The organism is Pyxidicoccus trucidator (assembly GCF_010894435.1).
In the GTDB taxonomy this organism is placed as follows: Bacteria; Myxococcota; Myxococcia; order Myxococcales; family Myxococcaceae; genus Myxococcus; species Myxococcus trucidator.
The window spans coordinates 132979-157238 of sequence record NZ_JAAIXZ010000007.1; the positions used below are offsets into that span (position 1 = coordinate 132979).

Genomic DNA, 24260 nt, shown 5'->3' on the forward strand with positions numbered 1-24260 from the left:
TCAATCAGCTCGGAGATGAAGCTCTGCGGATCCACCACGGCGCCCAGGTACCAGGCGCCCTCGGTGGAGGCATACGCCGGGCCCTGCACCGTCAGCGCCTGGCACTGGCCGGCGTTGAGGTATGGCGAGGCTGCGTAGCCGACGAAGAAGTCCGGCGATGGCCCCGTAGGGCCGTTGGGGGTGATGGTTGCATCCGCCGACAGGTACACCTCCACCGGCGCACTGCCACTGACGGTGCCCTGGTTGCATACCGTCACGGAGACGGAGAGCTGCTGTCCGGACGTGGCGCTGGCCGGCCCCGAGACCGCGGACACGATGAAGTCAGGCTTGTTGCCCACGCCGATGCGGCTGCCGGTCTGGGTGTTGTTGTTCTCAATCAGCTCGGAGATGAAGCTCTGCGGATCCACCACGGCGCCCAGGTACCAGGCGCCCTCGGTGGAGGCATACGCCGGGCCCTGCACCGTCAGCGCCTGGCACTGGCCGGCGTTGAGGTATGGCGAGGCTGCGTAGCCGACGAAGAAGTCCGGCGATGGCCCCGTAGGGCCGTTGGGGGTGATGGTTGCATCCGCCGACAGGTACACCTCCACCGGCGCACTGCCACTGACGGTGCCCTGGTTGCATACCGTCACGGAGACGGAGAGCTGCTGTCCGGACGTGGCGCTGGCCGGCCCCGAGACCGCGGACACGATGAAGTCAGGCTTGTTGCCCACGCCGATGCGGCTGCCGGTCTGGGTGTTGTTGTTCTCAATCAGCTCGGAGATGGAGTTCTGCGGATCCACCACGGCGCCCAGGTACCAGGCGCCCTCGGTGGAGGCATACGCCGGGCCCTGCACCGTCAGCACCTGGCACTGGCCGGCGTTGAGGTATGGCGAGGCTGCGTAGCCGACGAAGAAGTCCGGCGATGGCCCCGTAGGGCCGTTGGGAGTGATGGTTGCATCCGCCGACAGGTACACCTCCACCGGCGCGCTGCCACTGACGGTGCCCTGGTTGCATACCGTCACGGAGACGGAGATCTGCTGTCCGGACGTGGCGCTGGCCGGCCCCGTTACCGCGGACACGATGAAGTCCGGGCCGGATACGGCGCCCTGCCTCGTGGCGCCCACCTCAACTGCCGGGCCGCTCTCCGCCGGGCGCTCGCACCCAGCCGCCGCCAGCAACACGACCGCTCCAAGAAGGCTTCCAACCCTGCTGCTTCGTCGATTCATGCGCTTACCCCGAGGTGAGAACAGTCAGTCCTGCTGAACGCGCAATTCACGCGAAGGGCGGAATATCAACGCGGGCAGTATGGGAGCAAGCAACGGTGTTGTATAATTGCTATGAAGACACATCAATTGTCTACATCGTCTTACGCTGTCCTTCCGGCGGCCTCGCAGGGCGGTCAGCGCCTGGAACATGGGGGCGGTGGACTTCTGGTGGAGCGCGCCGGTGAGGGGACAGGCCGGGCGACACCGTTGCATGAAATCGACCGCTACCCGCGACAGCGCCGTGAGCGCCTCCAGCGCGGTCCGAAGTGGCACCAGGGCCTCGGCGGGTTGGCCTCGCGCGAGCTGGACGTCCCCCAGCAGCAGCGGCGCCTCGATGCGCTCGGACGACGAAGGCCCCAGGTCCCGCTCCATGCTCGCGAGCGCCTGCTCCACATGACGCCGGGCCTCGTCCACCTGCCCCAGGAAGAGGAGGGCATCCGCCAGGGCGCGCAGCCCCGCGCCATCCATCTCGCCCTTGTCGACCAGGGGCCGCTGGAACGAGACGCCGCGCGCGTGGAAGCCTCGCGCCTCGTCCGGACGCCCCAGGAGGCGCAGCAGCCTCCCCACCTCGTGCACGTCCAGGGCCACGTCCGGGTGTGCGGCGCCATAGACGCGCTCGCGATGCGCCAGGACGCGTCGGACGTGCTCCAGCTCCAGCAAACGCTCGCCCTGCTCGCCCAGGACGCCGAGCCGGTTCGACTTCAGCCCCATCAGCGCCGGGCTGGCGACGTCCACGCTCTTGCGCGCCAGGGCCCAGCTCCCCTCCACGCACAAGAGGGAAGGGGGCCCAGTTGAAGGGGAGGGAGGGAGCAGAGGGGCCGAGGAGGGCCGCTGACTGGAGCGCTTCGAGGCGACGGAGGTGAAGCTGGCCCCCGTCATCTTCGAGGGTCGCCAACGGCTCTCGGTAGACCGCCACTGGCGCGAGGCGGGGCCCGAGGTGTTGCCCACGGGCTCTGGCTGGGAGTTCCCTGGTGACGAGGGGCGGGCTCAATCCACTTTGAATTGTGCTCGTGGGTCCTCTCTGGAAAGTTCCCGGGCTCTCTCGGAGTGTGAACATGAAATGTCCCACCTTCGCAGCCGTGGTCGCCATCTGGGGTGCACTCGTTCTGGGCAGCCTCGCGCACGCGTCCGAGCAAAGCACGGCGACCCGTGCCGAGGGGTTCGTCGGTTGCCTGGACGCGAAGGAGGATACCGCTCTCGCCGGTTCCCTCTGCGCTCGCTTCAGCGTGCCATTGGACTACGCGGACCCGAGCCGTGAGCGGATCGAGCTTTTCGTCCGCAAGTTCCCGGCTCCGGGGCGGTCGGCCGGGCAGGTCTGGCTCGTGGCGGGTGGGCCCGGCGAGTCAGGGGCTTCGTTCTACCCTCTGCTGAAGACCCTGCGGGCCGCCTTCCCGGGATATGACCTGCTGGTCCCCGATCATCGCGGGACTGGTTTCTCGAGCCGGCTCTGCCAGAAGGAGGAGGCCGCCGACAGTGAAGGGGGCGCCGCGCTCCAGGGCGCCGAGTGGGCGACATGCTTCGAGGCGCTGGAGTCCGATTCCAAGCGCACTCGCGCCTTCACCATCACCCACTCCGCCCACGATTTGCGCGCGCTGATGGAGCGATACTCCGCCGGCCGGAAGACGTGGCTCTATGGGGTCTCCTACGGCACGCAGCTGGTGTTGCGCATGATGACGGTCGCCCCGCCGCGGCGCCTCGATGGAATCGTGCTCGATTCCCTCGTTCCTCCGGAAACGACCGAGCAATGGGACCTCAGTCATCGCTCGGCCGTCGTCGACGAGGTGGGCCGCGCGGTTCTCGCGCATTGCGACGCGGACCCGGGCTGCCGTGCTCGTCTCGGGGACTCGGCGGTCGCCGCCATGCAGGGGCTCGTCGACGATCCCAAGTTGTCCGCTGCCGTCCCCGGGGGGCGTCCGAAACTCTTCTTTGGAGCACTGCTGGACAGCCCGGAGCTGCGGGCGCGGATTCCCCTCGTCCTCTCGGGCCTCAGAGGCGGAGACCTCGAGCCGTTGCGGCAGGTCCAGCATGACCTGGAGGCACTGGGCGCCCAGTTCGACCGTTTCCCGCAGGCATCGCTTTCCATCCCGCTCGTCAGCGTCATCAGCGCATCCGAGAACAACGCCCGGCCAGGCCTCACCAAGGCCCAGGTGGAGGCCGAAGCCGCCCGGTTCCTGTTCGTCAGCAGCCTGCCGGGTCAGCTCGTCGGTCGCACGTCACTGGCCTATCCGCGCGACGAGTGGTTCGGCCGGTCTCCAGCCGCTCTTCCGCCGGTCCTGGTTCTCCAGGGCGACATGGACCCCAAGACGCCCCTTGCTGGCGCCCAGGCCCATATCCGCCTCCTGCCCGAAGCCGCTGGCGTCAACCTGTTCACCGTCAAGGGTGGGCCGCACTTCCTGCTCTTCACGGCGCCAGATTGCTTCAAAGCCGCGGTGAGCACCTTCGTCCAGAAGCGGCGTGCGCCTCGTGCGGCTTGTTCGATTTGACTCCCGGGCTTCAGGCTCCGACCACCGGGCCGATGGCTCCGATGAAGGCCGGGCGACGCAGTGGCTCGACGCCGTTTCCCGAGACACTGCGCGCCTTCGCGGTGCGCTACGCCGAGCACACCGTGGCAGCGGGTGGGACGCTGACGGACGCGGCGCAGTTGCGGCGAAGGCTGGGGTGCTGACGCTCACCCGGGCCGTGCGAGTCTTTGCATGCGCTGCCCCCGTGGACATGCGCATTGCTTCGTCACGCGCAGGCGAGCGCGTGACGAATTACTCCGACGCCAGGCTTCCTCTTGTCTGGCGACGACTTCCGGCTTCAACGCGCGAGCCGCGTCAACTCAGTGCATGCACGTGCCGTACGTGGCATGCGTGGAGATCCGGGTCCTGCTGGTTGTCGTCGTGGAGGTCTCGTAGGTCTCCTGGGTGGTGTAGGGCGGGTTGCCGCAGCTATTGTAGTGGTCGGTAATGCGGTACACGTTGCAGGTCACGGCATAGGTCGCATAGACAGGGTATTCGCACCAGTTGCCCACCTGTCGGTACTCGCCATAAGCGATATAAGTACCGGTCTGCGTCGTCGAGCAGTTGCGAGTCACCGTGCCTTTGTCATAGGTGGCGGTGAACGTGCAGTCACTCGCGCAGCTGGAGCAGGTCTCCCCACCGTCGCAGACGAGGTCCCCACAGTAGCCAGCCTCTTGCCGGCAGGCTTCGTAGCCCCATTGGCATTGACGCTCCAACAGCTCGCGCAGGTACGGGTCCCCCTCGTAGCTCGCATTGACCATGCACTGCTCATACGGCCACATGCATGGGTCGTAAGGCGGGCCCATCTGCGCGGAAGCGCTCCAGGGCGACACTGCCACGGCAACGGCAAACACCGCGAAGATCCAGGTCTTCATGTGCTCTTCCTTCGAGAGGCACGAGCGCCTCCCTACTTGCGGGAGGCCAGGATGATCCCCCAGTGTCCGATGAGCCCACGAGGAAGAAAACGATGCAGGAAATGAGCAGAAGACGGATAGGGAGTCTGCCTCGACGCCGAGGGCACCCCCCTCCCGCGCAGTGGCTCGGCGCCGGATGACGAAGCGAGCGCGAAGGACGCGCTAAGGTGCAACCCATGCGCGGTGAGTGGACCTTGGCGACGAAAATCCTCGCGGCAGTGGGCGCCGTGGGGGCGGTGGGCTTCCTCCTGGCTCTAGACTTGGAGCGCCGTGACATCCGGATGGTGACCAAGGCGCTGCCCATGCTCTGCCTGCTCCTGTGGCTGTGGCCGCCGCGGGAGCGCTACCCCCGGTGGATCTTCTCCGGGCTTGTGCTCTCGCTGCTCGGAGATCTGCTGCTGGAGCTGGGGCCGGCTTGGTTCCTGCCGGGCCTGGGCGCCTTCCTGTTGGCACATGTGAGCTATTCCGCCGCGTACCTCTCCGTGTCGCGACGCCCCCGTCTGGCGCGGGCACTTCCCTTCGCGCTGCTGGGTGTGGGGGCCAGCGTGTTCCTGTGGCCGGGCCTCGGGAGCCTGGCGCTGCCTGTGACGCTCTATGTCGCCGTCATCTGCACGATGGGCTGGCGCTCGGCGGCCATGATGGGGAACCCGGTGCTGGCCCGGCGAGCGCAGTGGATTGCGCTCGCGGGCGCGCTGATGTTCACCGCCAGCGATGGGTTGCTCGCCGTGAAGCTCTTCGTGCGTCCACTGCCCGGCGCGAGCTACGCCATCATGTTGCTCTACTGGGCCGCGCAGGCTTGTATTGCCGTCTCGGCCCGCGAGGCCCTGGCTTCACCCTCCCATGTCTCCTCTCCGGGGCTCGCGTCACCGAGCGCCTGAAGCGAGGCGCTCGCCCGTCGCTCAGGGCCTTGCGCCCAGGCGCTGCCCTCTCGCGCAGGTCCCCTGGTTCATGAGCCCGGAGCGGGTGAACTCCGAAGGATGGCAGGCGGTGCAGGAGGGCGGGCCGCAGCTCGGGGTGGGCTTCGTGTCGTAGGCGTCCACGAGCGTGTAGTTGCTGGCACCCGCCCAGGTCTCGAACAGGGAGTAGACATCGCGCACCGTCGTGGAGGTCAGGGTCTTCTCCCAGAGCAGCGCGCTGCCCACGCGTCCCTGGCTCGCCGTCGGGGTGCTGGAGGTGAGCCACGTGGGAGTCGTTGCCGCCCCCTCCCACGTCCCTGTCTGGGTGAAGGTCGGCCCATAGCCATTGCTCCCCTGGGTGTAGTCGGAGACCGCGATGCGGAGCTGGGGGCCACAGTTCATGAACTCCGCGGCCACGTCGATGAGGGCCGCGCGCGGCAGAATCGAAACCGAGCGCCACGTGTCCGTCGTCGACCAGGCATTCTCATACCAGAGCCGCGTCGAGCCGACGCCGTTCACGAGGTCGCTCGTCGCCAGGTAGAAGTCGGCCGTCGACTTGTTCGCGGTGAGCGACAGGGAGACGGCCCCCGTGCCGGAAGGAGAAACCGGCCCCCCATACCCGGAGACGACGACGGGCCAGTAGTCGTTGGCGTTCGCCGGCTTCTCCGCCACGAGCCAGCCGAAAGAGTCGTCCGGGGTGCAGGTCGGGGAGTAGGGCCTCCGATACTGATACCAGGCGACGCGGATGATGGGCGGGTTCCCAAACGTTCCATTCGAGACGGCGATGGAGGGGTTGCTGAGGGTGTAGATGGAGCACATCGACGAGAGGTTGACGACGTAGGCGGTCGGGATGGAGGTCGTCTGGGTGAGCGGAAAGCTCGCGTGAAAGACGTAGCTGGTGGAGGACCAGGCCAGATGGACGATGTCGCCCAGCGTGGTGATGGACGTGTCCGTTCCGAATTCGCTCGTGTAGTCGGACGTCACCTTGAAGGCGGCGCCCCAGCTGCCGGCCGGGCCCCTGGAGCGGTAGTAGACGTGGTTGTAGCCGTTTCCGCCCGCATTCCTACGGATGTACACGACGCCCACCGTGCCGTTGTCCGCACTGGCGATGGACGGAGCGAAGGCCGCGCTCGTATCCAGCGCCAGGGGCGCGCTCCAGGCGACTCCGTCCGGCGAGGTGGCGTAATACACCGTGCCGCCACGGGCCCAGACGGAGTGCAGGCCGCTCGTGGTCCACACCAGCTTCTTTCCTCCGGTGGATGACAGGACCGTGTTCGTGGAGGGATTGGTATAGGCACTGAGCGTGGTCGTCGTCACCGCCTGCACGGCCTCGCCGAGAGGCTCTTCGGACGAGGGCCCGCTGTCTGGCGTGCAACCGCCAAGCGCCGCCAGACAGGAGAAGAGCAGCAGGGCACGGAGCTTCCTGGATACTTTCATGGGGCACCTTCGGGGGAGGGGCTTTGATGAGGCGGTGCAATCCTAGCGAATGTTTATATTCACGATGAGTGAAGGTGCCCGGTTGCCTTCGCGCCTGGGCGTCGGTTTTGACCCGGATCCGGCCGAAGCGTGCTACAGCCCAGGTCTCACGCGGAGGACGTCCGCGTGCGGCGCGCCCCCGCGCGTCAGCCCATGGCGCATGCGTGGGCGTGGAGGGTGACTGATGCAGCCAGGTTGCGTCTCGGGACGCCTTGTCTTCGTGGTGCTCTGCGGTGTCTTCGTCCTCGCGTGCGAGCAGAAGAGCGCCCTGCCGTCCTCGGCGGAGGCGGTCTCCCTGGCGCGGGCCTACTTCCCCGAGCTCGCCGCCGAGGTGGCGGCGTCCCCCGGAGCCGCGCCCGCTTCGGCCGCGCAGGCCCGTGCGCTCACCGCCCAGCTCACCGGGAGCGGCTCGCTCGCGCTGACGACACGCGGGCTGACCTTCCACGTCGCGCAGACGCCCGGCTCCGGCGACGCACCGGCGCTGCGCCGTGAGCGCGCGGCGGCCTTCGCGGGCGAGCGACACTTCTGGTTCCCGGTGGGCGCCTCCACCGAGGTGGCGCAAGGCTGGCGGACGTCGCGCCTGGAGGAGGCCTGGGTGGTGGATGGCTCCGAGGGCCTCCACCGCGCGGAGTACCACGTCACGCTCCCGCCCTCGGTGCGCCGCCTCCGTGACACCGGTGAGTACGTGGAGTTCCTCGACGCGCAGGGGCTGCCCGTCCTCCGCTTCCATCCCTCCGAGGTTCGCGACGCCCGGGGCCAGTCCCGCCGTGGCGGCGTGCGGCTGTCGGGCGTACGCGAGACCTCGCTGGCGAACGTGTTCGAGGCCGAGGGCCCGCGGGTGGGCCTCGTCACCGACGTCTCCCTCGAGGGGCTCGCCGCGCCGCTGGTGGTGGACCCGGGCTGGTCGTCGACGGCCACCATGGCGACCGCGAGGGCCCAGCACGCCTCGCTGCTGTTGCCCGACGGCGACATCCTGGTGGCGGGCGGCGTCAACCGGACCGGGTTCGTGACTTCCGCCGAGCGCTTCGACCCGGAGACCGGCACCTGGGCCTCGGCCGGCAATCCCGGCATCCAGGGCAACGTCGCGGTGGGCGTCATGCTGCCCACCGGAAGGGCGTTCATCATGACGGATGGCAGCCTGTCGGCGCGCATCCATGACGCCGCGACGAACACCTGGTCCGCCACGGGGGCGATGGCCGCGACTCGCAGCCTGCCCACCGTCACCGTCCTGCCCTCGGGGCAGGTGCTCGTCGCGGGAGGCTCCAACCTGAACACGGCGGAGCTCTACGACGCAGCGACGAACACCTTCACCGCCACCGGCGCCATGTCCGTCGTCCACCGCGCCCACACCGCCACGTTGCTGAGGGACGGGCGGGTGCTGGCGGTCAGCGGCTTCAACAGCGTCGATGGAGAGGTGCCCGTCGCGGAGCTCTATGACTCCGCCTCTGGAACCTGGTCGCTGGCGGCGTCGCCCCTGGTGCCCCGGCACTACACAGCGGGGACGTTGCTCCCCGATGGCCGGGTCCTGCTCGTGGGCGGCTTCACGGCGGGGGGCGTCACCACCCACGCGGAGCTCTATGACCCGGCGGCCAACACGTGGACCGCCACCGGTGCGCTCCTCCATCCCCGAAACGGGCACACGGCCACCCTGCTGCCTGGCGGCAAGGTCCTGGTCCAGGGCGGCTCGAACGCGGCGCGCGACGTGCAGCCCGTCTCGGAGCTGTATGACCCGGCGACGGGAGCCTGGTCCGCCGCCGGCACGATGGCGGTGCCTCGCGAGAATGCCACTGCCACCCTGCTGCCGACCGGCCAGGTGCTGGTTGCCGGTGGCTACAGCTCGAACCCGAGCCTGGCCTTCTTCGCGGACGTGGAGCTCTACGAGGCTTCCAGCGAGCGGTGGGCTCCTGCCGGCAATCTCGCGCAGGGCCGGAGCTCGGCCTCCGTGCTGCTGCCTTCCGGCCAGGTCCTGGTCGCGGGGGGGCGGGGCGCGGGTGCCGTGCTGGGGACGGCGGAGCGCTACACGCGCTCCAGCAACGCCTGGGCTCCCGCCGCCTCCCTGGCCACCGCGCGCGAGCGCGCCACGCTGAGCCTGTTGCCGTCCGGCCGGGTGCTCGCCGTCGGCGGGGCGAATGGTGGTGGGTCGCTGGCCTCGGCGGAGCTGTACGACGCCGTGGCCGAGGCCTGGACGTCCGCGGGCTCGATGGCGACCGCCCGGGACGGGCACACCGCGACGGTGCTCGGCTCGGGCCAGGTGCTCGTGGTGGGCGGCGCGGGCACCGGGGCGACGGAGCTGTATGACCCGGCCGCCAACGCGTGGAGCTCCGTCGGGCCGGCCGCCACGCCCCGCGCGCGCCACGCGGCCGTGTTGCTGCACGATGGCCGGGTCCTGGTGGCGGGTGGCGAGAATGGGGGCGTGCAGCTGGCGTCCGCGGAGCTGTATGACCCGACCTCCAACACCTGGGCCCCCGCGGCAGGCCTCGCGGAGGCACGGTCCTCCTTCACCCTGACGCTGCTGCCCTCGGGCCGGGTGCTGGCGGCGGCGGGGACCTCGCTGGCGGGGGAGCTGGAGTCGGCCGAGGTATATGACCCGGCCTCCAACACCTGGAGCCCGGCGGGGGCGCTGGGCACCTCGCGCGCCTTCCATTCCGCCGCGCTGCTGCCGTCGGGCCGGGTGCTCGTCGCGGGAGGGCAGGGGGCGGGGGGAACGGTGCTCGCGAGCGCGGAGCTGTACGACGGCGCGACGAACACCTGGATGCCCGCGACGAGCCTCGCCGCCGAGCGGATGCGCTTCGACACCGTCGTGCTGCCCTCGCAGGAGGTGCTCGCGGTGGGGGGGCAGGGCGCCGGGGGCGCGTGGCTGGCAAGCGCCGAGCTGTATGAGGACACCGGGGCGCAGCCGGGCTGGCGTCCGGTGGTGACGGGGCCCGACGTGGTGCTGAACACCTGCTCCGCCCGCATCACCGGCACGCTGTTCCGGGGCATCTCCGGAGCCAGCGGGGGAGACCACAAGGACTCCGCGACGAACTTCCCGCTGGCGCGGCTGCAGGCGGCCGAGGGGCGCCGGCTCTGGTCGTTGGAGGGCACCGAGATGTCCGACACCGGCGTGACGGTGTTCATTCCCGCGAGTGCGACGCCGGGCGCCTACGCGCTCTCTGTCTTCGCCAGTGCGATTGGCGGCGGGCGGATGGTGACGGTGGTGCAGAACGCCGCGCCGGTGGCGCAGGACCTGACGGCCTCCACGCCGTACGGCGTGCCCGTGAATCTGACGCTGGTGGCGACGGATGCCGAAGCGGGGGCTCCGCTGAGCTACGTCATCGTCACCCCGCCGGCCCACGGGACGCTGAGCGGGACGCCGCCCTCCGTCACGTACACGCCCAACCCGGGCTACGTGGGGCCTGACAGCTTCACCTTCCGCTCGCGGGACTGCGGCCTGGACAGCAACGTCGCCACCGTGACGCTCGGCGTGGTCGACCAGACGCCTCCGAGCCTCACCTGCCCGGCGGACTTCGTCGTGGAGGCCACCGGGCCCGCGGGGGCGCAGGTGACGTATCCCCCCGCCACCGTGAGCGACGAAATCACCACGAATCCCACGGTGACGTACTCGCCGCCGTCGGGGAGCACCCTCCCGCTGGGGACCACGACAGTCACCGTGACGGCGGAGGACGCGGCGCGCAATCGGGCGACGTGCACCTTCCAGGTGACGGTGGAGGACTCGACGCCCCTGGAGCTGACGTGTCCCGCGAACATGGTGGTGGAGGCGACGGGCCCCTCGGGCGCCAGCGTGACGTACACGCCGGCCACCGTCTCGGGGCCGGGCACGCCTGCTGCCACGGTGACGTACTCACCGCCGTCGGGAAGCACCCTGCCGCTGGGAGACACGACGGTGGAGGTGACGGCGGAGGATGCGGACGGCAACCAGGTCTCGTGCACCTTCCTGGTGACGGTGCGGGACACGACGCCTCCGACGCTGAGCTGTCCGGAGGACGTGCGGGTGAGCTCGGACGAGGCGGATGGCACGCCCGTGACGTACGCGCCGGAGTCCACGGACGCGGTCTCCACCCCCACCGTCACCGCGTCGCCCGGGTCCGGCTCCCGCCTTCCCCATGGCGTGACTCGCGTCACCGTCACCTCGACGGATGCCGCCGGAAACTCCGCGCAGTGCGCGTTCGACGTCACCGTCCAGGCCCAGGTGGTGTCCATTGCCGGCGGCGCCTGTCAGGCCGCCGGTGGAGGCGCGAATGCGGCGCTGGTCGTCCTGTCGGTCCTCGCCCTGTGGGCGGGGCGCCGGCGCGGCCGGGAGCGGGTCTCCCCGTGAGCCTCCGGAACCTCCTCGTTCGATTCTCCAGCTCGAAGGACCTTCCCTTGCTTGAATCAGCTCGGACTTGTGTGCTCGTCGCGGCCCTGGTCGCCACCAGCGCCTCGGGGCAGACGCTCTCCAGCCCGTTGGTGGCGTTCGATGCGGAGCGGCTGCGGCTCAGCGCCGCCGCGACGGACTCGCTGCTGGTGGACTCGGGGCGGGTGCTCTCGGAAGGCGGCTATCGCCTCAGCCTGCTGGCCAACTATGAGCGCGGCATCCTCGTCCTGGAGGGCAGTGATGGGGTCGACCGGTCCATCCTGCACTACCGGACCTCGGCGTGGCTGATGGGGGCGTGGTCTCCGGTGGACCGCCTGGAGCTGTCCGCCCGGCTGCCGGTCATCATCTCCCAGGGCGGCCATGGCGCGGCGACGCTGGCGGGGGTCTCCGAGCCTTCGTCCGCGGGGCTCGGGACGCCGGAGGTGGGCGCGCGCTACTCGCTGCTCCGGCGCGAGGAAGGGGCGCCGGTGTCCCTCGCGGTGGGGCTCGACGTGGGGCTTCCGGGAGGCCGGGCGAGCGCCTTCGGGCGCCAGGAGCATTGGGCCGGGTTCCAGCTCTCGCCCCGCGTCTCCGTGGGGCGCGAGGTGGGGATGTTCGCGCTGGGTGCCAGCCTGGGCGCTCGGGTGAGGTCGACGGAGGTCGAGCCCGGTCGCGACGTGGGCACCGAGCTCGAGCAGGGGTTGATGGTGGCCACCCGGGGAGACGGCCTGCGCGCCGAGCTGGCCTTGCAGGTGGCGGAGTCGCTGGTGCACCCGGATGTGGCGGTGGAGCTGCTCGGAGGCGTGCGGCTGCCCATTGGCGGTGGCTTCGAGCTGAATGCGCTCGCCGGGCATGGCTTCACCGACATTCCTGGGACGCCCTCGTGGCGTCTGGGTGCGGGGATTGCCTGGGCCCACAACCCTCCGCCCGAGGACGTCTGCAAGGGAGGACGGAAGCACACGCCCGAGCAGTGCCCTGACTCCGATGACGATGGTGACTCCGTGCCCAACAAGTCGGACCGGTGTCCGCTGGAGGCCGGGTCGCCGGACAACGCGGGGTGCCCGGACCAGGACTCGGATGGCGATGGTGTCGTCGACCGGCTGGACCGCTGCCCGAACGAGGCGGGGTCTCCGGACCACGACGGTTGCCCGGCGCCTGATTCGGACGGAGATGGCGTGCCGGATGCCACGGACAAGTGCCCGAACGAGAAGGGGACCGTGGAGAACCAGGGATGCCCTGCCGTACAGGACACGGACGGCGACGGCGTGCCGGATGCCACGGACAGGTGCCCTGACGAGAAGGGCGTCGTGGAGAACCAGGGATGCCCGGCCGTGCAGGACGCGGACGGCGACGGCGTGCCGGATGCCACGGACAAGTGCCCGAACGAGCCGGGAGTGGCGAGCCGGCAGGGCTGCCCCGAGCCTGTCGCGCCTCCGGTCGCGGAGGAGCGGCTCTCCCTGGCGAACCGCAAGATTGTCTTCCCGGTGGGTCTCTCCGAGATTCAGGGAGACGGCGCACGCGAGCTGGATGCGATTGCCGAGCTCCTGAAGTCGCGGCCCGGCGTCTCACTCCGCATCGAGGGCCACACGGACAGCACGGGACCGGAACAGCTCAATCAGACGCTGAGCCAGGAGCGCGCGAATGCGGTGCGGGCCTACCTCATCCAGCGTGGCATCGCGGGCTCTCGCCTCGAGGCCCGGGGCTACGGTCCGTCGCGCCCCGTTGCATCGAACGACACGCCGGAAGGCCGGACCGAGAACCGCCGCGTGGAGTTCATCGTCACGCAGTGACGCCGAAGGGCCCCGCGCCTCGACCGAGGCGCGGGGGCCCGCCCCAGGAAGTGTGAGGGTTTCAGCGCACCAGCCCTGGGTGTGAACTGGTTAACAGCGCTGTCGTACGAGCACGCGTATTGACACTCCAGAGCCACCGGCAACCCGGCGGAAGGCCGCCGGGTTTGCCGACGGCTCGCGGTCCCCCCGGGCCGCGACCGAGCGCAGGGAGTGATGACCTATGTGGCGAGCAGCCCACCCGTACGCGCGCACGCCCGTCCGGAGCGCGGAGCCGTGTCGTTGCGAGGCGTTGACCGGGCCGTTGCGCGCGAGCGTCACGGCCACCCAGGACCCCGTGGGAAGGAGCGCCGCGGTGGGGTTGGGGCGGGCCAGGCTCAACAGTCCAGCTCGTGAGGCGGGAGCCTCGGGTTCATGGACATGAAGCCGCCTGAAGCAATTGCAGACACGGAGACCTGCGAGCCAGTGGCCCCGTGTGCTCCGGTGGCGCTGCCGTCCCCACCCGTGCGGACGCTCGCCCCAGACGCGGTGGTGGCAGGGCGTTACCGGGTGCTGCGCTTCATCGCGGAGGGCGCGATGGGCGAGGTCTACGCGGTGGAGGACCTGGCGCTGCGCGAGCGAGTGGCCCTCAAGCTCATCCGCGCGGAGTACGCCACCCGGCCCCAGTCCGCCGAGCGCTTCCGGCGCGAGCTGCTCCTGGCGAGACGGGTGACACACCCCAACGTGTGCCGGGTGTTCGACCTGGGCCTGCATTCGGGCACCGGCCCGGAGGGCTCGCCGCGCGAGATGCCGTTCTTCACCATGGAGCTGCTGGAGGGGCTGACGCTCCGGGAGCACCTGATGCGGCACGGGCGGCTGGCACCGGACGAGGCCCTGCTGCTCGCCGGCCAGATGGCCGCCGCGCTCGACGCGGCGCATGCGGCAGGCGTCATCCACCGCGACTTCAAGAGCGGCAACGTGATGCGGGTCCAGGCCCCCGGCGCGCCAGGGGGGGTGCGGGTGGCGGTGACCGACTTCGGGCTCGCCTGGGGCGTGCCGCGCGAGGGCGAGGCCGCCGCCTCGTGCGAGGGCGCCTTCCTGGGCAGCCCTGGCTATATGTCCCCCGAGCAGGTGGCGTGCAGGCCCGTGACGCCCGCCTCGGATGTGTACTCCTTCGGGGTGGTGCTCTTCGAGCTGGTGACGGGGCGGCTCCCCTTCGTGGCGGACGTGCCGCTCACGGCCGCCTTCAAGCGTCTGCACGAGCCTCCGCCCGCGCCGCGCACCCTGGTTCCGGAGCTGGCGCCCGTCTGGGATGACGTGCTGCTGCGCTGCCTGGCGCGCACGCCCGAGTCGCGCTTCACCAGCGCGAGCCAGGTCGTCTCGGCCTTGAGGGAGGGCTCGCGCGAGTCGGACCCGCCGGAGCGGGCCGCGGCACGACGGTGGCGGTGGCCACGAATGACGCTCGTCACCACCTCGCTGGCGGTGGCGAGCCTGGGCGCGACGCTCCACCCGCCAGCGGGCGGGCCCGCGTGGCTGGCGGCGTCCGTCACCTCTCCGGGCGTGGTGGCTCCGGTGGCGCGCCGGTCCGTGGCGGTGCTGGCGCCGCGCAACCTGTCCGCCCGGCCAGACGCGGCCTGGCTGTCCACCGCGCTGGTGGAGATGCTCTCCGCGGAGCTGACGGCGGGCGAGCACGTGCGCGTGCTGTCCGGTGAGGACGTGGCGCGCATGGACCGTGAGCTGGCGCTGCCCGAGGGCGAGAGCCTCGCGGCGGACACGCTCGAGCGCATCCGCGTCCACTCGGGCGCTGACCTGGTGCTGACGGGCGGGTACCTGCTGCTGGCGCAGGAGGGCCGGGTGGCGCTTCGGTTGGACCTGCGGCTCCAGGAGTCGGCGAGCGGCGAGACGGTGGCGCAGGTAACGGAGACGGGGACGGAGCGGGACCTGCTGGCGCTCGTGTCACGGGTGGGCGAAGTGCTGCGCGTGCGGCTGGGCATGGCGCCGCTCACCACCGAGCAGGTTCGGAGCGTGCGCAGCTCCCTGCCCGCCCGTCCCGACGCCGCGCGCCTCTACGCCGAAGGGCTGGCCGCACTGCGCCGGTGGGACGCGGCCACCGCAGTGGTGCGGCTGGAGCGCGTGGTGGAGCTCGAGCCCGGCTTCCCCCTGGCTCACTCGGCGCTGGCCGTCGCCTTCAAGCAGCTCTTCCTGGACGAGCGCGCGAGCGAGGCCGCGCGGCGCGCCTACGCGCTGTCCGGCAGGCTGTCCCGCGAGGAGCGGCTGTTGGTGGAGGCGCGCCACCACGAGGCGCGGGCCAGCTGGGGGCACGCCATCGAAGCGTACCGCACTCTCTTCGACTTCTTCCCCGACAACGTGGAGTACGGCACCGCGCTGGTGTCCGCGCAGGTCTCCGCGGGACAGAACCGCGAGGCGTTGGCCACCCTGGACTCGCTCCGCCGCCTGCCCCCACCCCTGAGCGAGGACGCGCGCATCGACCTGGTGGCGGCGCTGGCCACCAGCGCCGCGGGTGATTTCGCCGCCGCGCGCCGGCACGCCGCGGGCGCAGTGGCCCGGGCCCGCCGGGCGGGCCAGCACCTGATGGTGGCCCATGCGCTCATCTCCGAGTCGTTCGCCCTGCGCAACCAGGGGGAGTCCGCTCGAGCGGTGGAGTTGATGGAGGAGGCGGAGCGGCTGTTCCTCACCGAGGGGGACCGGGGGGGCGCGCTGCGGGCCATGCTGGGGCGCGCCATCGCCCTCACGGACCAGGTGCGCTTCCACGACGCGGAGGCGGTCTATGCGGACGCGCTCCGGGCGGCGCGCGAGTTCCGGGGCACCACGCTGGAGGCGGAGACGCTCGTCAACGCGGGATGGCTGCGCTGCCACCTGGGCTACCAGGCCGAGGCCCTGCGCTTCACCGAGGATGCGCGAGCGCTCTTCCAGCGCCTGGGGCTTCACCTCGACTTCAACTCCTCCACCATCCAGCTCGGCATGGTGATGCGGCGCCGGGGCGAGCTGGACGCGGCGCAGCGCCTGCTGGAGAAGGGGGCGGAGGCCGCCCGCTCCACAATCCAGGACGACTATCACGAAGCGTGGGCGCACTATGAGCTGGGGCTCCTGCTGCTGGACCGGGGGGAGCCGACGCGAGCGCGCGAGCCGCTGGAGCGCGCGCTGGCGCTGCGGCGGGAGCGCGGGATGGGGGCCTTCGTGGAGGAGACGGAGCTGGCGCTGGCGCGGCTGGCGCTGGCGGAGGAACGGCCCGAGGAGGCGCTCTCCCGGGCGGAGTCCGCGCGCTCCGCGTACGCGGCGCAACGTACGGTGGACAAGGAGGGGCTGGCGTCCGCCCTGGTGGCAAGCGCGCTGCTGGCGCGTGGGGACGTAGCGGGTGCGCGACTCGCCATGGACCGGGCCCGCGCGCTGGCAGGCAACGGGGAGAACGCCTTCATCGCCGCCGAGGTGACGCTCACCGCCGCGCGGCTGGCGGCACGGGCGGGGACCCCCGAGGAGCAGCGAGTGTCGGCGGGCGAGCTGGACGCCCTGGTGGCGCGTGCGACCACCGGAGGCATGGCGGGCGTGGCGCTGGAGGCGCGGCTGGCCCGGGTGGAGCTGGTTCGTTCCGAAGGGGGCGCGTCCCTCGCGGAGTCGCGGGCCATCCAGGCCGAGGCAGACAGGTTGGGCTACGCCGGCCTGGCCCGCCGCGCCCGCATGGTCGCCCCGCGCTGAGCCGCTGTTCCACTGAGCGGGCCCGGCGGGAGCTGATGAAGTCGAAGCAGGTGGCCTCCCGCCGACTCCAGACAGGACGAAGCCCCAGGCTCCTCGCGGAACCTGGGGCTTCTTGCGTCAGGACTGTCAGCTTCGGACTACTCCGCCCACCAGGTCTCGGTCAGCACGCTGAAGCCGTTCACGGTGTCGACGAAGATGGAGACGGTGTGGCTGCTCCACGGGTCATCCGCGTAGGTGAAGATGCAGCCCTTGAACGAGCGCCCCGCGATGCGCGCGTCGAGGTTCGCCAGGCCCGCGTTGATGACGCTGGCGGAGATCTGGCTGCTCGCGTTGACGTAGTTCAGCGTGGACACGACCTTGGCGCGCACCTCGGTGGCGTTGGCCAGGTTCGGCCGGATGGTCGCGCCAGACGGGACGCTGCTGGGCTCGAGCCCGAAGCACGTCGGACCGCCCCGGGAGTAGTCGTGCCGGGCCGTTACCTCATTCCACCAGTCGAAGTGGCGCCGCAGCTGCGCGCCGCGGGAGCCGTTGCTGGGGATGGCGTTCAGCGCGGCGGCGAGCGCCTCGAACGGCCGGCTCAGCGTGGCCGAGTTCCGGATGTTCCGGAAGCTCACCTCGCCGATGCCCGCCACGTTGGAGATGGCCTGGGCCGACGTGAACGGGCGCAGGTTGAGGAGATTCGCGGCGCCGTTCCACGCGTCCGGCAGGACGTCGTGCAGCTCCGAGTCGTCGATGACGTTGACCAGCGACACGATGGCCGCCGCGTCGTCATGGGAGAGGGCCAGCCCGTCGAAGATGCCGGTGCAGTCCGCGTCGATGTAGTCCAGCGTGCGGGCACCGCTCTCAAGCTGCTTGAGGCGGGCCTCACCGACCAGCGGCACCGAGGACAGGTCCGCCAGCGACGTGAAGGGCGCCGTCGCACGCCGGTTGACGAGGTTGGTGACGACGTTGCTGGGCAGGTACGCGTCCAGCGTCTGGTACGACGCCGTGTTCACGAAGGTGAGGATGCCCTGGCACTCCGCGGCGACGTCCACGTCCGTGGTGGTGAGGATCGCCGACTGCTGCGACTCGAGGGAAGGAGACGCGAGCGGCTCGGAGGAGGACTCGGTTTCGAGACCACCGCAACCGGCGAACATGCTCACGGCAAGAAGGGCTGAGCCAATACGACGCATCAGGGACTCCTGGGGGGAGACAACGAGGTGACGCGGCTCAATACATCAGAACCGTCTGACTCACCCCGCCTGTTTCAATCCTGATCCACCGTGTTCGCGTCACGTTTCAGTGAACGACACCCTTTTCCAGCTGTGAGCCGTATCGCGGCGCAGGGTGATACTTATCACCCACCGTGGGTGCCATCCGCCGGCAGCCGTCGGGCCCCGTCCATCAGTCGAAGCGGGGATGAGGGCGTGTCCAGCAGCGCGGGCGCGTCCACGCGGAGGGCCGAGCGGTCCAGGTCCGCGAGCCGCGGCCGGCCGAGCAACGCCAGCGTCCGGTCAATCTCCTTGGAGAGGATGTCCAGCGCCAGCTCCACGCCGGCCTGTCCATTCGCGGCCAGCCCGTACAGGAAGGGCCGCCCAATCATGCAGGCCCGAGCGCCCATGGCGATGGCCTTCACCACGTCCGAGCCCCGGCGGATGCCGCCATCGAGGATGACCTCGCTGCGCCCCGCCACCGCGTCCACCACCTCCGGCAGCACGTCCACCGCGCCGGGGAGGAAGTCGAGCTGCCGGCCGCCGTGGTTGGAGACGATGAGCGCCTCCACCCCCAGCTCCACCGCGCGCCGCGCGTCCTCCGCGCAGGAGATGCCCTTGAGCACCAGTGGCCCCGGCCACACCGTGCGCAGCCACTCCACGTCCTTCCACGTCACCGACGGGTCGAACTGGCTGTTGGTGAACTGCGCGACGGACACCGCATCCGTGCGCTTCAGCGCCGGCACGTCCACGAAGTTGCCGAACGTGGCGCGAGGGCTGGAGGACATCCGCAGCACCCAGCCCAGGTGCCGGAACACGTCCAGCATGTTGGTGAAGGTGAGGCGCGGAGGAATGGTGAAGCCATTGCGCCGGTCGTTCTCCCGGTTGCCCATGGCCGGCACGTCCACCGTGAGGCACAGCGCGCGGTAGCCCGCCGCCTTCGCCCGCTCCACCAGCGAGCGCGTGACGCCACGGTCCCTCCACACGTAGAGCTGGAACCACAGTGGCGAGGGAGCCGCCGCGGCCACCTCTTCAATGGTTCCAATGGACATGGTGCTCAGCGTGAAGAGCGCGCCCCGGCTCGCCGCGCCCTTCGCGGCCAGCTCCTCGCCTCGCGGTGCCAGCAGCCCCGCCAGCCCCGTGGGCCCGAGGATGAGCGGCGTCGCGAGCTTCTCGCCCAGCACCGTGGTGGAGCGGTCCACCACGCTCACGTCGACCAGCGAGCGCGCCCGGAAGAGATAGCGGTCGAAGCCACGCCGGTTGGCGCCCGCGGTGAAGCCATCCTCGGCGGCACCCTCCACGTAGTCGAAGACGGCCTTGGGGAGCCGGCGACTGGCACGCTGACGGAGGTCTTCGATGTTGACGATCACGATGCGTGCTCCAGCGGGGAGGGAAGCCCGGGTGAGGATAGCAGCCGCGCCCGGCGTCTCGACAGCGCGGGAGGCGGGGCGTCATGCGGCGTCGGGCTCCAGCGAGGCCAGGAGGCGGGCAAGCGTCTCCGCCAGGGGCCTGAGATGCGGGGCGTGCAGGAGCGTGTAGTGGTCACCCGGCACCGCGTGGACGGAGGGCGGCGTGGAGAGCCAGGCTCCCCATCCCAGGTCCGGACCCCGCGCATGTCCCTGCTCGGTGGCCGCGGTCTTGAAGACCCGGGTGGGGCCTGCGTAGGTGCCTTCGGGGACGTAGCGCCGCAGCGCCTCGTGGAGCCGTTGGTACACGGCGAAGAGGCGCCAGGCCGTGTCCGGGTCCAGGTCGAGCGCTCCCGAGGGGGCGCGCCGTGCCTGCTCCAGCACGGAGGTCAGCGCCTCCCGGACGTCCAATTGGCGCAGGTGCTCCACGTCCAGCGGCAGCTCCCGCCACGGAAGCCCGAGCACCCGGCCGAAGCCGGCTAGCAGCGAGAGGGGCTCCGGCTCGGGCAGGGGCTGGTCTCCAGGGGCGGGGGTATCGAGGAGGGCGAGCAGCCCCACCGGCTCCCCCTCCGCCTGGAGGAGGCGGGCCATCTCGTAGGCGACAAGTCCACCGAAGGACCAGCCACCGAGGAGGTAGGGCCCCCGGGGCTGCACGGCGCGCACCTGGGCGAGGTAGTCGCGGGCGAGGACCTCGACGGAGGCGGCGGGCAGCTCGCCGCCGTCCAGGCCGGAGGCGGACAGGCCATAGACGGGCCTGCCGGTGCCGAGCTGGCGGACGAGTCCGGTGTAGCCCAGCGCGCTGCCGCCGCCGCCGTGGACGAGGAAGAGGGGCCGGGCGGTGGAGGTGCCCGCGTCCAGCCGGGCCAGGTTGGAGGTGGAGCGGAGGCCTTCCTCGTGCTGTTCCAGCCTGCGCGCGAGCTGCTCCACCGTGGAGCCCTGGAAGAGGGCCGACACGGGCAGTGCGACACCGGTGCGCTCGCGGAGGCGTGCCATGAGCCGCACGGCCAGGAGCGAGTGACCGCCGAGGCCGAAGAAGTCGTCGGTGACGCCGACCTTCTCCAGGTGGAGCACGTCGGCCCAGATGGCGGCCACGGTCTCCTCGGCGGGCGTGCGCGGTGCGACGGAGGCCGCGCCGGTGGCGGAGCTGTCCGGAGCGGGCAGGGCCTTGCGGTCCACCTTGCCGTGGGTGTTGAGGGGCAGGGCGTCCAGGAAGACGAAGGCCGAGGGCACCATGTACTCGGGCAGCGATAGCAGGAGGTTGGAGCGCAGCGCGGCCGTGTCCAGCGCGCCTCCCGCGGAGGTGACGAGGTAGCCCACGAGGCGCGGGTTGCCGGGGACGTCCTCGCGAGCGAGGACCACGGCGCGGCGGATGCCCTCCACCCGCTCCAGGGCGGCCTCGATTTCGCCGGGTTCGATGCGGAAGCCCCGCAGCTTCACCTGGAAGTCGAGGCGGCCCAGCGAGTCCAGCTCGCCATCCGGCAGCCAGCGCACCTTGTCGCCGGTGCGGTAGAGGCGGGCGCCGGGGGTGGGGGAGAACGGGTCGGGAACGAACTTGTCGGCGGTGAGCTCCGGGTGGCCGAGGTAGCCACGGGCCACGCCCGCGCCGCCGATGAGGAGCTCGCCGGGGACCCCCGTAGGTACCGGCTGCATGCGCTCGTCGAGGACGTAGACGCGCACGTTGGCCAGCGGTCCGCCCAGGGTGGGGCGGGAGGCGCCGCGAATGGCCCGGGCGGTGGTGTCCACGGTGCACTCGGTGGGGCCGTAGACGTTGAAGGCCTGGAGGAAGGGGTGGACGGACAGCTTCGCCCAGAGGGCCTCGTCCACGGCCTCGCCGCCCACCAGCACGCGCAGGGGACGCGAGTCGCCCAGGCCCTCTTCCAGCAGCAGCCGCAGGTGCGAGGGCGAGCAGTCGAGCACGTCGAGGTGGTGCTGCTCCACCCACGCCTTGAGCAGTGCCACGTCCTCGCGGACGGCCTGGGGCACCACGCACAGGGCATGGCCGTCGGCCACCTGGAGGAGCTGCTTGACGGAGGCGTCGAAGGCCAGCGGCGCGTTGAGGCTGACGCGCAGGGCGCCTTCGGCCCCGGCGTAGACGGTGGAGGCCAGCGCGGCGCGCAGGTTCATCACCGAAGCGTGCTGCACCATGACGCCCTTGGGACGGCCGGTGGAGCCGGAGGTGTAGATGACGTAGGCGAGGTGCTCGGGCGAGGTGACGTGGGGCGGGTTGGCCTCGGACTGATGCGAGAGCGCTTGAAGGGTGCTCGCGTCGTCCAGACACAGGGCTTCCACCGAGGCGCCTTCGAGCCGGGCCTCGAGGTGGCTTTGGGTGAGGGCGAGGCGGGCGCCGCAGTCCTGGAGCATGAAGGCCAGGCGCTCGCGGGGGTAGGCCGGGTCCATGGGGACGTAGGCGCCGCCGGCCTTGAGGATGGCGAGGAGGGCCACCACCAGGTCCACGCCGCGCTCCAGGCAGAGGGCGACGCGCACCTCGGGGCCGACGCCGCGCTGGCGCAGGGCATGGGCGAGCGGGTTGGCGCGGCGGTTGAGTTGCGTGAAGGAGAGGGAGCCAGCGTCGTCGAGGACGGCGAGCGCGTCCGGGGTGCGCGCGGCCTGGGCCTCGAAGCGCTCGTGCAGCGCGCCGTCCCAGCGCTGCTCCTGGCGCGTGTCATTCCACTGCACCAGCAACCGCTGGCGCTCGGAGGCGGGCAGCAGGGACAGCTCGCCCACGCGCGTGTCCGGCGCGGAGACCGCGGACTTCATGAGGGTGCCGAGGTGCTCCACCATGCGGAGGATGGTGGACTGCTCGAACAGGTCCGTGCGGTAGCTCAGCGTGCCGCCCAGGCCGTCGGGCCGCTGGGACAGCGAGAGCGTCAGGTCGAACTTGGTGGCCTGCATGCCGGACTCGAAGGACTCCACGTTCAGCGGCGTCCCGCCCTCCGCACCTCCCTTCAGCTCCATGCTCGAGGTCGGGGCGTTCTGGAAGGCGAGCATCACCTGGAAGAGGGGCGAGTGGCTGAGGCTGCGCTGGGGCCGCAGCTCCTCGACGAGCTTCTCGAAGGGGACATCCTGGTGCTCGTAGGCGCCGAGGGTGGTGGCGCGCACCTGGGCGAGCAGCTCGCGGAAGGTGGCCTCGGGCCGGACGTGCGTGCGCAGGACGAGCGTGTTGGCGAAGAAGCCGATGAGGCCCTCCGTCTCGGCGCGGGTGCGGCCGGCGATGGGCGAGCCGACGGAGATGTCGTCCTGGCCCGAGTAGCGCGACAGGAGCACCTGCCAGATGGCGAGCAGCACCATGAAGGGCGTGGTGCCCTCGTGCTGGCACAGCGCCAGGAGCGCCTCCGTGACGGACGCGGGCAGGAGCACCGGCTGCCAGGCGCCACGGTGGGACTGGAGGGCGGGCCGGGGCTTGCCGGTGGGGAGCTCCAGCACCGGCACGGCGCCGGAGAGCTGCTGGCGCCAGTAGCCAAGCTGCCGCTCCAGCGCCTCGCCTTGCAGCCACGAGCGCTGCCATGCGGCGAAGTCCGCGTACTGCATGGGCAGGGCCGGCAGCCGCGCCTCCTGGCCGGTGGCATGCGCCGCGTAGAGCGCCGTCAGCTCGCGCACCAGCACGCCCATGGACCAGCCGTCGGAGACGATGTGGTGCATCGTCCCGATGAGGACGTGGTCCTGCTCGCCCAGGCGGAGCAGCAGCGCGCGGAAGACGGGGCCACGCGCCAGGTCGAAGGGCCGCTGGGCCTCGTGCGTGGCCAGCCGGCGGGCCTCGGCCTCGCACTCCTCGGGCGGCAGGGTGCTCAGGTCCACCACCGGCAGCGGGAAGTGCGGCAGGGCGTGGATGACCTGCACGGGCTCACCGTCGCGCACGTCGAAGGTGGTGCGCAGCGACTCGTGGCGCTCGACGAGCGAGGTGAAGGCCTGCTCCATCGCCATCACGTCCAGGGGGCCCCGCAGCCGCAGCGCGGTGGGGATGTTGTAGGCGGAGCCGCCGGGCTGGAGCTGGTCGATGAACCACAGCCGCTGCTGGGCGAAGGACACGGGCCGTTCCCCCGTGTGCGGCACCGGCACCAGGGGCGGAGTCTGGACGGTGCGCGCGTGCACGGCGGCGTCGATGCGCCTCGTGAGGGCGGCGACAGTCGGGGCCTCGAAGAGGGCGCGCAGGGGCAGCTCCACGCCGAAGGCGGCGCGGAGGCGCGAGATGACCTGGGTGGCCAGCAGCGAGTGGCCGCCCAGCTCGAAGAAGTTGTCGTGGATGCCCACGCGCTGCACGCGGAGCACCTGGGTCCAGAGCGCGGCGAGCTGCTCCTCGGCGGGCGTGCGCGGGGCGACGAAGGACTCGGCGGGCGTGGCCTGCACCGCGTCGGGCGCGGGCAGGGCCTTGCGGTCTACCTTGGCGTTGGCGGTGAGGGGCAGGGCGTCCAGGCGCACCAAGGCGGAGGGAACCATGTACTCGGGCAGCCGCTGCTTGAGGTGGGTGCGCAGCGCGGCGAGGTCGAGAGACTCGGGAGCGGCGACGTAGCCGACCAGGCGCTTGTCGCCGGGGGCGTCCTCGCGCACCAGGGCCACGGCCTGGGCCACGTCGGGGTGTGAGAGGAGGGCGGCTTCGACTTCGGCCAGCTCGATGCGGTAGCCACGCACCTTCACCTGGGCGTCGGCGCGGCCGAGGAAGTCGAGCACGCCGTCATTGCGCCAGCGAGCGAGGTCGCCCGTGCGGTAGAGGCGGGCCCCGGGTGTGGAGGAGAAGGGATTGGGGACGAAGCGCTCGGCGGTGAGGGCGGGCTGCTCCACGTAGCCGCGGGCCAGGCCGTCGCCGCCGATGAACAGCTCTCCGG

General features: G+C 71.1%; 13 protein-coding genes. 6 read left to right on the forward strand and 7 right to left on the reverse strand.

Going from position 1 to position 24260, the window contains the following annotated elements:
• Both G4D85_RS21030 and G4D85_RS21035 read right to left on the reverse strand, forming a co-directional pair.
• Positions 1–1058: CARDB domain-containing protein (locus tag G4D85_RS21030; RefSeq protein ID WP_275900307.1), on the reverse strand; the 1058-nt coding region annotated here is incomplete at its 3' end.
• A gap of 171 nt (positions 1059–1229) precedes the next feature.
• Positions 1230–1979 carry a tetratricopeptide repeat protein gene (locus tag G4D85_RS21035; protein WP_240359413.1) on the reverse strand — a complete coding sequence of 250 codons (750 nt, stop codon included), beginning with the start codon at positions 1977–1979 and terminating at the stop codon, positions 1230–1232.
• A gap of 320 nt (positions 1980–2299) precedes the next feature.
• Between G4D85_RS21035 and G4D85_RS21040 the strand changes: the two genes are divergently transcribed.
• On the forward strand, positions 2300–3727 hold the full coding sequence (locus G4D85_RS21040; RefSeq protein WP_164014680.1) for an alpha/beta fold hydrolase: 1428 nt from the start codon (positions 2300–2302) through the stop codon (positions 3725–3727).
• A gap of 41 nt (positions 3728–3768) precedes the next feature.
• Complete coding sequence (locus G4D85_RS21045; RefSeq protein ID WP_205525638.1) at positions 3769–3909, forward strand: hypothetical protein; 141 nt, start codon at positions 3769–3771, stop codon at positions 3907–3909.
• 156 nt (positions 3910–4065) lie between these two features.
• Here the strand turns inward: G4D85_RS21045 and G4D85_RS21050 are convergent, their stop codons facing one another.
• Positions 4066–4620 (reverse strand): hypothetical protein, encoded by a 555-nt coding sequence (locus tag G4D85_RS21050; RefSeq protein ID WP_164014684.1) that lies wholly within the window; start codon positions 4618–4620, stop codon positions 4066–4068.
• Between the two features lie 233 nt (positions 4621–4853).
• Here G4D85_RS21050 and G4D85_RS21055 point away from each other — a divergent pair, with 233 nt between their 5' ends.
• Entirely contained in the window at positions 4854–5537 is a 684-nt protein-coding gene (locus tag G4D85_RS21055) for a lysoplasmalogenase (protein WP_240359414.1), read from the forward strand.
• A 21-nt stretch (positions 5538–5558) separates the two neighbouring features.
• On the opposite strand, the gene G4D85_RS21060 is transcribed toward G4D85_RS21055, so the two are convergent.
• Positions 5559–6992: a hypothetical protein gene (locus G4D85_RS21060; protein WP_164014688.1), complete on the reverse strand. Its 1434-nt coding sequence runs from the start codon at positions 6990–6992 to the stop codon at positions 5559–5561.
• 223 nt (positions 6993–7215) lie between these two features.
• Between G4D85_RS21060 and G4D85_RS21065 the strand changes: the two genes are divergently transcribed.
• The 3 genes from G4D85_RS21065 to G4D85_RS21075 all read left to right on the forward strand — a co-directional run bounded on the left by G4D85_RS21065 (position 7216) and on the right by G4D85_RS21075 (position 16844).
• Positions 7216–11346: an HYR domain-containing protein gene (locus G4D85_RS21065; protein ID WP_164014690.1), complete on the forward strand. Its 4131-nt coding sequence runs from the start codon at positions 7216–7218 to the stop codon at positions 11344–11346.
• Between the two features lie 71 nt (positions 11347–11417).
• On the forward strand, positions 11418–13154 hold the full coding sequence (locus tag G4D85_RS21070) for an OmpA family protein (RefSeq protein WP_240359415.1): 1737 nt from the start codon (positions 11418–11420) through the stop codon (positions 13152–13154).
• A gap of 501 nt (positions 13155–13655) precedes the next feature.
• Positions 13656–16844 (forward strand): protein kinase domain-containing protein, encoded by a 3189-nt coding sequence (locus tag G4D85_RS21075; protein ID WP_164014694.1) that lies wholly within the window; start codon positions 13656–13658, stop codon positions 16842–16844.
• 137 nt (positions 16845–16981) lie between these two features.
• On the opposite strand, the gene G4D85_RS21080 is transcribed toward G4D85_RS21075, so the two are convergent.
• The 3 genes from G4D85_RS21080 to G4D85_RS21090 all read right to left on the reverse strand — a co-directional run.
• Positions 16982–18016, reverse strand: a complete 1035-nt coding sequence (locus G4D85_RS21080; protein WP_164014696.1) for a helix-hairpin-helix domain-containing protein — start codon at positions 18014–18016, stop codon at positions 16982–16984.
• Between the two features lie 164 nt (positions 18017–18180).
• Positions 18181–19404, reverse strand: a complete 1224-nt coding sequence (locus tag G4D85_RS21085; protein WP_164014698.1) for an alpha-hydroxy acid oxidase — start codon at positions 19402–19404, stop codon at positions 18181–18183.
• A gap of 81 nt (positions 19405–19485) precedes the next feature.
• Positions 19486–24260 (reverse strand): amino acid adenylation domain-containing protein (locus G4D85_RS21090; RefSeq protein WP_164014700.1); only part of this gene is annotated, 4775 nt, incomplete at its 5' end.